At 65.3% G+C, this 12,039-nt stretch carries 17 protein-coding genes and 1 riboswitch; of the genes, 9 read left to right on the forward strand and 8 right to left on the reverse strand.

Annotated elements, in window-relative coordinates:
• Together EOA24_RS13160 and EOA24_RS13165 are read left to right on the forward strand one after the other, a co-directional pair.
• The coding region (locus EOA24_RS13160) for a cation diffusion facilitator family transporter (RefSeq protein WP_133374505.1) at positions 1–1,099 on the forward strand (1,099 nt) is incomplete at its 5' end.
• Positions 1,096–1,809, forward strand: a complete 714-nt coding sequence (locus EOA24_RS13165) for a sulfite exporter TauE/SafE family protein (RefSeq protein WP_126078087.1) — start codon at positions 1,096–1,098, stop codon at positions 1,807–1,809. The genes EOA24_RS13160 and EOA24_RS13165, both read left to right, overlap by 4 nt.
• A gap of 9 nt (positions 1,810–1,818) precedes the next feature.
• Here EOA24_RS13165 and EOA24_RS13170 read toward each other — a convergent pair whose 3' ends face one another.
• Both EOA24_RS13170 and EOA24_RS13175 read right to left on the reverse strand, forming a co-directional pair.
• The gene (locus EOA24_RS13170; protein ID WP_126078086.1) at positions 1,819–2,766 is read right to left on the reverse strand and encodes a DMT family transporter; all 948 of its coding nucleotides are present in this window, start codon (positions 2,764–2,766) and stop codon (positions 1,819–1,821) included.
• A 217-nt stretch (positions 2,767–2,983) separates the two neighbouring features.
• Positions 2,984–3,388, reverse strand: a complete 405-nt coding sequence (locus EOA24_RS13175) for a VOC family protein (protein ID WP_126078085.1) — start codon at positions 3,386–3,388, stop codon at positions 2,984–2,986.
• Between the two features lie 103 nt (positions 3,389–3,491).
• On the opposite strand from EOA24_RS13175, the gene EOA24_RS13180 reads away from it, so the two are divergent.
• Entirely contained in the window at positions 3,492–4,124 is a 633-nt protein-coding gene (locus EOA24_RS13180; RefSeq protein WP_126078084.1) for a TetR/AcrR family transcriptional regulator, read from the forward strand.
• A 137-nt stretch (positions 4,125–4,261) separates the two neighbouring features.
• Here EOA24_RS13180 and EOA24_RS13185 read toward each other — a convergent pair whose 3' ends face one another.
• From EOA24_RS13185 to EOA24_RS13195, 3 genes are all read right to left on the reverse strand, one after another.
• Positions 4,262–4,843, reverse strand: coding sequence for a hypothetical protein (locus EOA24_RS13185; protein ID WP_126078083.1), 582 nt, complete (start codon positions 4,841–4,843; stop codon positions 4,262–4,264).
• Positions 4,844–4,993: 150 nt separating this feature from the next.
• Positions 4,994–5,734: a CbtA family protein gene (locus EOA24_RS13190; RefSeq protein ID WP_126078082.1), complete on the reverse strand. Its 741-nt coding sequence runs from the start codon at positions 5,732–5,734 to the stop codon at positions 4,994–4,996.
• Between the two features lie 197 nt (positions 5,735–5,931).
• Positions 5,932–6,141 (reverse strand): CbtB domain-containing protein, encoded by a 210-nt coding sequence (locus EOA24_RS13195; protein WP_042638334.1) that lies wholly within the window; start codon positions 6,139–6,141, stop codon positions 5,932–5,934.
• Positions 6,140–6,284: riboswitch (adenosylcobalamin (AdoCbl) riboswitch) on the reverse strand. Its footprint overlaps the gene before it by 2 nt.
• 85 nt (positions 6,285–6,369) lie before the next feature.
• Between EOA24_RS13195 and EOA24_RS13200 the strand changes: the two genes are divergently transcribed.
• Together EOA24_RS13200 and EOA24_RS13205 are read left to right on the forward strand one after the other, a co-directional pair.
• The gene (locus tag EOA24_RS13200; RefSeq protein WP_127409851.1) at positions 6,370–6,945 is read left to right on the forward strand and encodes a histidine phosphatase family protein; all 576 of its coding nucleotides are present in this window, start codon (positions 6,370–6,372) and stop codon (positions 6,943–6,945) included.
• Positions 6,946–7,085: 140 nt separating this feature from the next.
• Complete coding sequence (locus tag EOA24_RS13205; protein WP_126078080.1) at positions 7,086–7,358, forward strand: PilZ domain-containing protein; 273 nt, start codon at positions 7,086–7,088, stop codon at positions 7,356–7,358.
• A 235-nt stretch (positions 7,359–7,593) separates the two neighbouring features.
• On the opposite strand, the gene EOA24_RS13210 is transcribed toward EOA24_RS13205, so the two are convergent.
• Positions 7,594–8,115, reverse strand: a complete 522-nt coding sequence (locus tag EOA24_RS13210) for a DUF6428 family protein (RefSeq protein WP_126078079.1) — start codon at positions 8,113–8,115, stop codon at positions 7,594–7,596.
• A gap of 42 nt (positions 8,116–8,157) precedes the next feature.
• Here EOA24_RS13210 and EOA24_RS13215 point away from each other — a divergent pair, with 42 nt between their 5' ends.
• The 3 genes from EOA24_RS13215 to arsC are packed head-to-tail and all read left to right on the forward strand — an operon-like array spanning position 8,158 to position 9,658.
• On the forward strand, positions 8,158–8,508 hold the full coding sequence (locus tag EOA24_RS13215) for a metalloregulator ArsR/SmtB family transcription factor (protein ID WP_126078078.1): 351 nt from the start codon (positions 8,158–8,160) through the stop codon (positions 8,506–8,508).
• 32 nt (positions 8,509–8,540) lie between these two features.
• A complete protein-coding gene (locus EOA24_RS13220; protein WP_126083442.1) occupies positions 8,541–9,239 on the forward strand; it encodes an MIP/aquaporin family protein in 699 nt (232 codons plus the stop codon).
• The gene (arsC, locus tag EOA24_RS13225) at positions 9,236–9,658 is read left to right on the forward strand and encodes an arsenate reductase (glutaredoxin) (protein ID WP_126078077.1); all 423 of its coding nucleotides are present in this window, start codon (positions 9,236–9,238) and stop codon (positions 9,656–9,658) included. The genes EOA24_RS13220 and arsC overlap by 4 nt, the downstream gene beginning before the upstream one ends.
• Here arsC and EOA24_RS13230 read toward each other — a convergent pair.
• Entirely contained in the window at positions 9,636–10,154 is a 519-nt protein-coding gene (locus tag EOA24_RS13230) for a GNAT family N-acetyltransferase (RefSeq protein ID WP_126078076.1), read from the reverse strand. The genes arsC and EOA24_RS13230 overlap by 23 nt on opposite strands.
• Before the next feature lie 47 nt (positions 10,155–10,201).
• On the opposite strand from EOA24_RS13230, the gene EOA24_RS13235 reads away from it, so the two are divergent.
• On the forward strand, positions 10,202–11,395 hold the full coding sequence (locus tag EOA24_RS13235; protein WP_245491045.1) for an MFS transporter: 1,194 nt from the start codon (positions 10,202–10,204) through the stop codon (positions 11,393–11,395).
• A 202-nt stretch (positions 11,396–11,597) separates the two neighbouring features.
• Here EOA24_RS13235 and EOA24_RS13240 read toward each other — a convergent pair.
• Positions 11,598–12,039: outer membrane beta-barrel protein (locus tag EOA24_RS13240; protein ID WP_133374506.1), on the reverse strand; the 442-nt coding region annotated here is incomplete at its 5' end.

The raw sequence follows: 12,039 nt of genomic DNA on the forward strand, positions 1-12,039 counted from the left end.
TGCCGACACCATCCACAACATCGCCGACGCGACGACGGCCATCCCGCTCTGGATCGCCTTCGTGCTGGCGCGACGCGGGCCGACCCGAACGTTCACCTACGGCCTAGGTCGCGTCGAGGATCTTGCCGGCATCGTCATCGTGCTGATCATCCTGGCGAGCGCGCTGGTTGCCGGTTACGAAGCGATCGATCGCCTGTTCAATCCGCAGCCGGTCAGGTTCCTGGGCTGGCTCGCCGCTGCAGGCGTCATCGGCTTCCTCGGCAATGAGGCGGTGGCCGTCTTCCGCATCCGCGTCGGCCGTCAGATCAACAGCGCGGCCCTGATCGCCGATGGTTACCACGCGCGCACCGACGGGCTGACCAGCCTTGCCGTCGTTGCCGGCGCGGTCGGCGTCTGGCTTAGCTACCCGCTCGCCGACCCGATCATCGGCCTGCTGATCACCATCGCCATTTTCGGCATCGTCTGGCAGTCGGCGCGTTCGGTGCTGACGCGCATGCTCGACGGCGTGGAGCCGTGGCTGGTCGACGAGGTTCATCACGCCGCCGACCATGTCGCCGGGATCGACAGGGTGGTCCACGCGAGGGCCCGCTGGCTCGGCCATAAGCTGCATGTCGATGTGGAGGTCGCGGTCAATGACGGGCTGCTGCTCGCCGCCGCCAACAACATCGCCGCGTCGCTGAAGACGGAGCTCTTCGCGCACATTCCCGCGCTCGACGTCGCCACGGTGCGCTTTGCCGCGCCCGAGGGCGAGAGGGGTCACCATCACGCGCCTGACCCTTTCCTGGTGTCGGGCAAGCTGGCCAGCGGGCTGCTCGAGATCGTCGACACGCCCCAGGGCGAGCGCATGCGGCTGCGCCTCTCGCGCCACGCCGAGGGCCTGCAAGCGAACGTCGCCATCGAACGCGCCGGCGGCGCCGTCGAGAGCCTGCCGCTGTCGCCGGTCGGCGGCGATCATCACTACCTGCAAAGCCTTGTCGCGCCGGCCGAGCCGCATGAGTTCAGCGCCAGGCTGCAACTGGCGGCCGGTCAGGACAGCGAGGACCTGCCCTTCGCCATGGCCGAGCCGGAAGGCCACCAGCACGAGCACGCGCATGGATGATACAGGCGCTCTTTGACTACCAACGCGAGATTTACCTGGCGGTGGCGCAGCACCTCAAGGCGTTCGCCGGCGACGGCAACTGGCTTACGCTCCTTGCGGTCCTGCCGATGGGCGTCGTGTTCGGGGCGGCTCACGCGCTGACGCCGGGCCATTCGAAGACACTGCTAGCCGCCTATATCGCCGGCTCGCAGGTGAAATTGGCTCGTGGATTGCTCGCCTCGCTCGCCCTTTCCTTCACCCATATCACGCTGGCGGTGCTTATCGCGGTGCTGGCGCTGCCGCTCGTCTCGATCTCGCTGGGCAGCGTCGGCCGCGCTCCCGCGCTGGAAACGCTGAGCCGTGGGCTGCTCGGCCTGATCGGCGTGTGGATAATCTGGCGCGCGCTGCGCGGCCGTCATCATCATCACGTCCATGAGGGCGAAGCGGTCGGCTTCATGGCTGGACTGATCCCTTGCCCGCTGACGCTGTTCGTCATGACTTATGCCATTTCGCGCGGCATACCCTGGGCCGGACTTGTCTTCGCTGTCGCGATGATGGTGGGCGTCGCGATCACGCTCGGTATCGTCGTGCTGCTGGCGGTGCTGTTCCGCAGCGGGTCGGTAGCCGCGCTGGAACGGCTGGGATCGAGCACGGCCGGTGTGGCCACCTTTCTGGAGATCGCGACCGGGCTGATTCTGGTTGGCGCGGCATTGCATCAGATCTTCGGGTAGCGGAACGCGTCACCTCACGCTGATCAGCGCCGTGCCGGCGATGGCCAGCAGCGCGCCGGCCCAGGCGGTCGCGGTCGGCCTTTGGCCGCTGCGCAGCCACACCATCGGCAGGATGATGACCGGCGTCATCGAGGACAGCGTCGAGATGATGCCGACATTGCCGGTGCGCAACGCGGCCATCAGGCAGGACATGCCGAGCGAGGTGCCGACGAAGGCGGACAGCACGGCGAGTCCCACCGTGCCGAACTGCACGGCCTCCCTTTTGCCCTTGCCGAACGGCGTTGCCGTGAGCGCGATGAACAGGATGACGGCGAGGCCGGAACGCAGCGCCATGGCCGTGAACGGCTCGACGCCGGCCGCCATGGCGGGCCTGGCCAGAAGGGTGCCGATCGCCTGGCCGAGCGCTGTCGTGACGCCAAGCACGATGCCTGGTCCCATGCGGCCGGTGAGCGGCGGGCCCGGCACGGTGCTGACCGGCACGGTGGAAGGGGTGACGACCGGCATAGCCGGCGCCAGCTCGCCGCGCTTGAGGAAGCGCCGCGGCATGCCGATGGCAAGCACGATGCCCGCCAGCACCAGCGCCACGCCCAGCGCCTGCCAGCGGCTGATGGTTTCCTCGAGCACCAGATAGCCGAGCGCCAGCGCGAAGGGCGAGGTGAGCGAGAAGAGCAGCGCCGTGATCCGCGGGCCGACCGAATAGATGGTGGCGAAATAGGTCGTGCTGGCGATGCTGATGCCGGCGAAGCTCGACCCGGCGAGCAGCCAGAATTCCCTCGCGCCGATCGTGTGCCAGCCGCCGATCGCCAGCGACACAGAGCCGGTCATCACGAAAGTCGCGAGCATCTGCCAGCGGGCAAGCTGGAGCAGGGGAACGCGCCCCTTGAGCTCGCTGAGGAACATGGAGCTCAGCGCGCTGCACAAGGCGGCGGTGACGGCAAGGGCTTCGGAAAGGAGCATGGCTGCTGGCGGTTGCGGCGATTCCACCCAGGATTGGGCAGGCGCCGACGCTTACGCCAGCTCGCCGCAATGCGCCAGCCGGACCGGCGGCCGCAGGGGCATGCACCGAGATATCAAGTCGAGGACAATGGCGGGCTTGGCCCGAACACGGGAGCGACGGGGCGGGTGCCCCGCCGCTTCCAGGGTGTCGTTCCCGGCAAAGGGCGATACGGACGGTCTATTGCATGGCTGCGGGGTTCATCCACAGGAACTCCCAGACATTGCCATCCGGGTCTTCTATGTGACGGTTGAACATGAAGCCGAGATCCTGTGCCGGGTTGGGATCGGCGCGGCCGCCCGCTGCAACACCTTTCTCGATGACCGCGTTGACCGCGTCCTTGCTGTCGACGGTCAGCGCGATCAGCAATTGGCTCTCGCGCTTGGCATCGCCTATCGGACGGGCTGTGAACTGGCTGTAGTGCTGGTGCGTCAGCAACATGACCCCGATCGAATCGGAGAACATGATCGAGCTGGCCTGGTCGTTCGAGAACTGCGGGTTGAGCGTGCCGCCGATCGCGAGATAAAACTTGGTCGCTGGCTGCAGATCGCGCACCGGCAGATTGAGGAAGAGCATTTGGGTCATCGGGTTGAAACCTCCGTTTCATTGACGGGTACTAGTCAGTCTAGTACTGTCTCGATGGCTATCATACGGGAACGGTACCGTCTAGTACTGATAGAGGGGCGCTATGAAAATTGCTGTTGAGACCAGATCGGCCCGTAAGGATCGTGAGATCATCGAGGCGGCGACCGCCGCCTTCATCGCCAAGGGCTACGATGGGACCAGCATGGAGGAGATCGCCACCAGGGCGAGCGCTTCGAAGCAGACTGTCTACAAGCATTTCACGGACAAGGAGACGCTTTTCACCGAAGTCGTGGAGTCCACCGCTTCTCAGGTCAACGACGTTGTCGAGTCCGTGACGATGCTGCTTTCCGAGGCAAAATTCCTGGAGGGCGGCCTGCAGCAGCTTGCCCGGCGATTGACCACGACGCTGATGAACGACGAGTTGCTGAAGCTCCGGCGTCTGATTATCGCCAATGCCGATCGGATGCCGCAGCTTGGCCGTAGCTGGTACGACAAAGGCTTTGAGCGCATGCTTGCCTCGGTGGCGGAGTGCTTTGAAAAGCTCACCAGCCGAGGCTTGTTGCAGACCGGCGATCCCCGTTTGGCGGCCAGCCATTTCTTTGGCATGCTGCTTTGGATTCCGATGAACGAAGCGATGTTCACCGGAAGCAACCCGCGCTCGAAAGCCGACCTTGAGCGCCACGCCGATGCCTCGGTCGAAGCGTTCCTTGCCGCCTATGGGGCACGCTCGAAATAGTCGCGCCGCCTGGCACGATCTGCGCGGCGCAACGAGCCGCGTTACGTCGCCTGGTGTCGTAGGAGGTCGGCCGGCCTCAGTCAGTTGAGCAGCGCCTGAGAGTCCAACGCGATCGGCTAGGCGACGGCTGAATCGTTCTAGACGGTGCCGGCCCGCGGCGAGGGCAGACGGAAGATCGCCCAACTTGCGGCGGCGAGCGCCGCCATCGTGACCAGCAGCACCGCCAGGCTCGGCAGGTGGAACACCATGTCCCGCCATCTGGGCTCGATCACCGCGCCGGTGCTGAAGGCCTCACCGCTGAACTGGCACAGGATCCAGGACGCGCCGCTGCGCACCATGTCGGCGTCGATGTCGGAAATCAGCACTTTCGCCTGGCGCTCGGCTGCGGGCATCGTCGCCATATAGGTGAGCAGCGCCTTGGCGGTGGCGAGATAGGCGTGGCTGCATTCGTTGAACGGGCTCTCCTCGTCGCCGAGGCTTCCCGGCATCAAGCCCCAGAGGCAGTAGGTGTATTGCAGATTGCCGTGATTGTAGAGCCGCCGGAAGGTCGGGTCGGTCACGGTCTGGCGTTGGGCAAAATCCAGGATGTCGCCACGATAGCGCGCGATCACAGCCATCTGGCCGTGGGTTAGGCTGGGGATCTGGATGCCTGGGGGAGGCGGAGCGGAGGAGCCACTATGCGCCTGCGCCGAGGCTGCCGCCAGCAGGGCGAGCAGCACTGCAACCGAGCAATTCCAGGAAAATTGTGCCGCGGTTTTCCGTCCGGAATTGCGAGAAAACAGAAGACCAAAGCGGCTCAGCCCTCGTGTCGACCGTTGAGCCGCTTTGGCCGCCAGGGCACGGAACCGTGGCGGCCAACGCATGGGAGTTCAAGCGTAGCGGCGGGCGGGGCCGCGCTGGTCGCGCACGGCGACCACGCGCTCGGCAACCGCGCCGAAGCCGAGCCCGACGACGGTCCACAGCACCAGCTGGATGCCGAGCGAGGCGACGCGGAACTGCCACAGCACCGTCGCCGAGAAGTTCTCCGGCACTTCGTTGATGTCGGGCAGCGCCGCCTTCACCAGCGCGAAGACGACGAGGAAGGCGAGCCCAGCGACGATCGAGGCATTCCAGGCGCCGAGCTTGCTCCATAGCCGCTGCGCCAGGCCCACCGCCGCCACCATCGCGGCGATCGAGATGACGATCATGATGAAGAACAGTTCGGTGCGGTAGGCGATGGTTTCGGGATTGCCGACCGCGGGCGGGTTGGCCGGGTATTTGAGGCTCGGAACCACGATCACGGCAAGGAAGCCGAGCAGCGCCAGCAGCGCCGAGGTGCTGCGCGGGCCGAGCGAGCCCAGCCGGCCATAGGCATAGGCGAAGACCAGCGAGAACAGCCCGCCAAGCGCCGCGCCATAGACCAGCACGCCGGTCGCCAGACCGATGCCTGCCTGCGTGACGCGGCTGACCATCTCGGGCTCCGGCGCCTCGCCGGCGGCCTGCGCCTGCTGTTCCTCGAAGGCGATCGCCTTGTCGACCTGCGGCTCGCCATAGACGCGGGCGAAGGCGAACGCCAGAATCCCCGCCACTAGCCCGACAAGCATGCCGCGCAGCAAAAGTTTTCCGACCATGTCAGAGTCCCTTCAAGCAATTTCCCGGAAAAATTGAGCGTTTTCCGCCCGGAATTGCATTAGGCCAAATCTCAGAACGGCATCAGCGATGCCGAAGCCGCTCCAGAGCAATTCCAGGAAAAGTGTGCAACGGTTTTCCGTCCGGGATTGCGCGTCAGACCAAAACCTAGGACGGTTCAGCCTTCGCTGAACCGATCCTAATGGCAGGGGAAGCCGAGCAGGTGGCGGCCGTCATGCACGAATTCATGCACCATCGTGCCGCGGATCAGCGAGGTCGCGCCTTCTTCCGCGCCGACGAAATAGATCATCAGCATCAGCATCAGGCCGGCGAAGATTGCCCAGGGCAGAAGCTCGCGGACGGGAATCGCAACCGGGCCGTAGGTCGGGGCGAAAGTGGTGTCGGACATTTGACCTCCTGTGGGATGCTGCGTCCCGTTGATCCAACTGTGCTGCGGGATAAGGCCTGACTTTCGGCTGGTGCCGATCACAGTGGCGCGACCGTGCCGGACTCGCACCGGCTTCCAATCCCGTATAGCGCTAAAACACTTGTCAGCACTTCGTTCGCCTGTCAACGACATGTAATGGCCAACGCGGCTTCGCCTGGCCGAAATTTCACTGGACCACGGAGTTTTGGGATGTTCGCCCGCCTGACGATGATCGCAAGCGGCGCGACGCAGGCCGCGCGCAAGGGCCGCTTTCCATCGGACGAGGCGCCGGAGCCGAGCGCCTTCGACCGCGCCGGCGCGATCGCTTCGTCGCTGCGCCGGGCCGACCGCGTCTGGACAAGTCCGGCGCTCGCCGCGCGCAGGACGGCCGAGGCGCTTGGCCTTGACGCGACCGTCGAGCCGCTGCTTGCCGAGCAGGATTTCGCGCGCTGGGCCGGCAAAAGCTTCGAGGAGGTGCAGGCCGAGGACCCGGCAGGCATGGCGGCCTGGGTTGCCGATCCGGACGCCGCACCCCATGGCGGCGAATCGCTTGCCGCCGTCGCCCGGCGGGGTGCCGCGCTGATGGAGCGGCTGGCCGGCGAGGGGGGCGGCCACACCGTCGCGCTCACCCATGCCGTGCCGATCCGCGCCGCCATCGTGCATGTGCTGGGCGCGCCGCTCTCCTCGGTCTGGAAGATCGACATCGAGCCGCTGTCGCTCACCGAGTTCCGCAACGACGGCCGCCGCTGGGTGCTGCACGCGAGCGGGGTCGCCGGCGCGAGATAGCGCCGGAAACAGCTTTTCTGCTAATGGGCCGCGGTGCAGACGAATCCTGCTGTTTCAGCAACCGCTAACGGAACGGAAACGCCTTGCTGCTATGGTGCTGCCCAGTGGCGAGGAGAGCCTTGCCTTAGGAGCCGCCGGATATGGCCAATTATCCCGAGACCGAGCGCCGTCTTCATGCGCGCGAATTCGTGCTCAAGGAAGCCACGATCATTGCCGGTGCCGTCAGGATCGGCTGCTCGGTCAGGAATCAGCACGAGCAGGGCGCGGAGTTGCGCGTCGCCGCCGATACGGAGATCCCGGAACGCTTCCTGCTCGAGGTCCCAGCCGACGATATGACCTATCGCGCCTTGGTGCGGTGGCGGCGCAACGACCGCATCGGCGTGGCGCTCTACAGCAACGCGCCGAAGGACTGACGCGGTTCTCAGCAATTCGCGACTTGATCCTGTCCGGACGGCATGCAACCCGGCACATCGGGAACGCAACCGTGGCGCGTGCGTTCATGGGGGCCGATCAATTGGGATTCGTGCATGAGCAGGACAGCCGTTTGGGTGGCGCTGATCGCTATCATTCTCGTGGCCCTCTATTTGTTGCAGCACAATGGCATGATCAGATTCTAAAGCACGGCGGCGCTCTGCGCCGTTCGCCGGGTCAGCAGCAGCTGTTCTCTCCGCAGCACGGCTTGCCAGCGGCCGCCTGTTCCTTCAGCCAGCGGTCACGCGGCTTGCAGCTCGCTGGCCGTGGCGAAAGCACGACCTCGATAGCGCCGCCAACGACGCTTGGCTGGGCTGCGCGGTGCAGCTCCATCGGGCGGATCCCGTCGCTGACCTCGAAGGTCAGCTTCGCCGACTGGTCGAGAGCCACGTGATCCGAGACCTTGCGGATGATCGCCGCGAACTTGCCGGCCGGCATATGGACCGGCCCGCCTTCGTCCACGTCCCATAGCTGGACGAAGATCTCCGACCATGATTCCGGATTGGCCTCGCAATCCAGCGCCGAGAACTGGCCCGCCTTCACCTCGGTGACATGATAGCCTGGCTTAACCGTCTGCCCGTCATAGCGGAACACCAGCGGCCTGTCCTTGTAGTCGGCCAGCGCGCCCAGCAGGTCGCCGATGGTCAGGTCGGAGGGGTCGATCGGGGCGGCGTTTTTATGATTGTCAGAAGACAGCATGTCGGCTATTCCTCATTTCAATATTTCAAGGATTATCGAAACGTGGATGAACGTCAAGCCCTGATCGCCTTTGGCGCGCTGTCGCAGGAAACCCGCCTGCGCCTGCTGCGCCTGTTGGTCGTTGCCGGACCGGAAGGCATTTCCGCCGGCTCGCTCGCCGAACAGGTGGAGGTCTCGCCCTCCAATGTCAGCTTCCACCTCAAGGAACTGGAACGGTCCGGCCTCGTCACCGCGCGGCGTGATGCCCGCTCGATCGTCTACAGCGCCGAGTACGACGCGCTGTCCGGCCTGATCCGTTTCCTGATGGAGGATTGCTGCTCGGGCCGCCCGGAGATCTGCGCGCTGGCGCTTGCCGCGCCTTGCTGCCGGCCGGGCGAGGGGACCACGCAATGACTGCCGCGCCCTTGGCCCAGCATGGCAAACCGATGAGCGGCTTCGATCCATTGCGCCGGTTCGTCGCCGAAGCCCTGGGCACCGGACTGCTGGTGGCGACGGTCGTCGGTTCCGGCATCATGGCCGAGACGCTGACGCACGACACCGCGCTGGCGCTGCTCGGCAACACGCTCGCGACCGGCGCCATGCTGGTGGTGTTGATCACCATCCTCGGTCCGATCTCCGGCGCGCATTTCAATCCCGCGGTTTCGCTGGTGTTCTGCCTCAACCGGTCTCTGCCTGCCCGCGATCTCCCTGCCTATATCGCCGCGCAATTCGCCGGCGGCGTCGCCGGCACCATCGCCGCGCATCTCATGTTCGCCCTGCCGGTTCTGGAGGTCGCGACGAAGCCGCGGACCGGGCCGGCGCAGTGGTTTTCCGAAGGCGTCGCGGCGTTCGGCCTTGTCGTCGTCATTCTCGCCGGCCTGCGCTTCGAGCGGCGGACCGTGCCGTGGCTGGTCGGGCTCTATATCACGGCGGCCTATTGGTTCACCGCGTCCACGTCCTTCGCCAATCCTGCGGTTGCCGTTGCGCGGTCGCTCACCAACAGCTTCTCCGGCATCAGGCCGGTCGATCTGCCGGGCTTCATCGTCGCCGAGCTGCTAGGCGCCCTGATCGCGCTTGCGCTGATGGGCTGGCTCCTCAAGCCCGAAACCGTTCAGCAATCCCATCCCCTGAAAGCAGAACCATGACGGTCACGATTTACCACAATCCCGCTTGCGGCACCTCGCGCAACACGCTCGCCATGATCCGCGCCAGCGGCGAGGAGCCCGTGGTGATCGAATATCTGAAGACGCCGCCGAGCCGCGAGCGGCTGCTCGAACTGATCGCGGGGATGGGGATCACACCCCGCCAGTTGCTCCGGGAGAAGGGCACGCCTTACGACGAGCTCGGTCTCGCCGGCCCGAAATGGAGCGACGAGGAACTGATCGATTTCATGCTCGCCCATCCGATCCTCATCAACCGGCCGATCGTCGAGACGCCCAAGGGCACGAGGCTCTGCCGGCCGTCGGAAGCTGTGCTGCCGCTGCTGGACAATCCGGTGTGCGAATTCGTCAAGGAAGATGGCGAGAAAATACGTCCATCGCTTAGGGCGTCAGGTGCTTCATGAAGTAGATGGACGCCCTTGGTTTGCCGAACGGGTCGACGAAATGATGCGGCACGACGCCGACTTGCCGCCAGTTCATGCGCCGATAGAGCCGCTCGCTCGCTCCGCCCTCGGCGGTGTCGAGAAGGAGAAGGGTGCGCTTTCTCGACCTGGCTTCGTCTTCCACCGATGCCATGAGCGCTGAACCGATGCCTTGTCGCTGGAAATCTCGATGCACGAGCAGCATGTAAACCTCCGCCCGGTGCAGCGCATTCGGTTCCGGCGACAGATAGAGCTGGACGGTGCCGACGAGATTGTCCTCGACATAGGCGCAGATGAGGAGACGTTCCCCGTTCGTCAGCGAGGGGAAGATGCCTTGCCAATAGGACCGGGCTTGGTCGACGTCGAACGGCAGTACGAAGCCGACGAGCGCCCCGTCCTCGATGCTCTGCATCAAGAGCCCGGCGAGGGCGTCGAGTCGCGCCGTTGCTCCGGCCTCGTCGATTACCGCGATACGCATGTGCGCTCCCCTTCGAGGCTCGATAAATAGTGGGCTTTGAGCGATCCGTGAAGATTGAAGCGCCTGCGCCCGTCCCCCGCAACCGCCACGTTCTCGTCACGGCCCTCGGAATCACGCAGATCATCGCCTGGGGATCGTCCTACTATCTGCCCGCGGTCCTTGCCGCGCCGATTGCAAAGGACACCGGCTGGTCGCTCGCATCGGTCGTTGCCGGGTTATCCTGCGGGCTGCTGCTTGCCGGGCTTGTGTCCCCCATCACGGGCCGGCTGATCCAGCGCCATGGCGGCCGTCCGGTGCTTGCCGCCGGCTCGCTGCTGCTGGCGGCCGCGCATTCGTTGCTGGCGATGGCAACCGCCTATCCGCTTTACCAGGTTGCCTGGCTGCTGATGGGCATCGGCATGTCGAGCAGTCTCTACGACGCCGGCTTCGCCACGCTGGGCCGGCTCTACGGCCAAGGCGCGCGCGGCGCCATCACCAACCTGACGCTCTTCGGTGGTTTCGCCAGCACCGTCTGCTGGCCGCTCAGCGCCTTCCTGGTCGAACATGGCGGATGGCGCATCGCCTGCCTTTCCTATGCCGCGATCCATCTGGCGATCTGCCTGCCGCTCCACCTTTGGGTCATCCCGCCGCCTCCACCCGCGGCGCCCGCCCCGGTGAGAGGCAAGTCGAAAGAGGCATCCGCCACGGGCAGGACGCGGGCACGCTTCATTCTGCTTGCCTCCATCCTGACATTGGCCGCGATGATCGCATCCACGCTCTCCGTCCACCTGCTGACGCTGCTGCAATTGCGCGGCGTCGGCCTGGCGGCGGCAGTCGGTCTTGGCGCCCTGGTCGGTCCGTCACAGGTCGGCGCGCGCGTGGCCGAGTTGCTGATCGGCCGCAACCGGCATCATCCGATCTGGACGATGCTGGCGTCCGTATCGCTGCTCGCGGCCGGGATCTGGCTGCTTCTGGTGGGCCACGCATTCATCGCGCTCGCCCTGATCCTCTACGGCGCGGGCAACGGCATCCACACGATCGCACGCGGCGCGCTGCCGCTGGTGCTGTTCGATCCGCAGCAATACGCCGTCCTGATGGGCAAGCTCGCAACGCCGAGCCTCATCATCCAGGCGGCAGCTCCTTCCATCGGAGCGCTGCTTCTGGGCATGGGCGGCGGCAATCTCGTCCTGACCACGCTGGCGCTCGCGGCGACGCTGAATGTGGGGCTCTCTATCTGCTTGCTTGCGGCCGTGGGCCGCTGATCCTCGGATCGGTTTGACGCCCGACGAAATCGCCGAATCTGTCGCGGATATCCGCATTCAGGCGGCTCCGGACGGACGCCGCCGCACATCTTTTGGCGAATTACGCCAATGCATGTCGCTCAATGCGCCGTGGTTTCGGCTGAGCGACATGCATCAAACAAGGCTTAACTGCGGGTAACGAATCTGAACGATTGCGAGGCGCTCAGAAACGGTAATTCACGAAGGCCTTGAGCGTGTGGAAAGCCACGTCGTCCTTGACTGTCAACCCTTCGCCATTGTCGAGTATGTGCTTCGAGCCAAGGTCGACATAGGCATACTCCGTGCCGAAGGAGATGCGATCGGTGATGGCGTGCTCGAGGCCCGCGCCGATCGTCCAGCCGGTGCGTGTCTGCTCCTCGTTGAAGACGGTCGTCCCGCCGACCGTCAGTGTCTGCTCGGTGTTGCCAAAGGCAAGGCCGCCATGGCCGTAGATGAGCGTGCGGTCCCAAGCGTGGCCCAGCCGCGCGCGAACGGTGCCGAGATATTTGAGATCCACGTCGCCATTGAAGATCTCGGTGCCGTCCACCGAGGCCGTAACCGAAGCGCCGTAGCTGGACGCGGCAATATCCGCCACCGCACCGATCACCCAGCGGTCGGCGAACTGC

Source organism: Mesorhizobium sp. M2A.F.Ca.ET.039.01.1.1, from assembly GCF_003998035.1.
GTDB lineage: Bacteria > Pseudomonadota > Alphaproteobacteria > Rhizobiales > Rhizobiaceae > Mesorhizobium.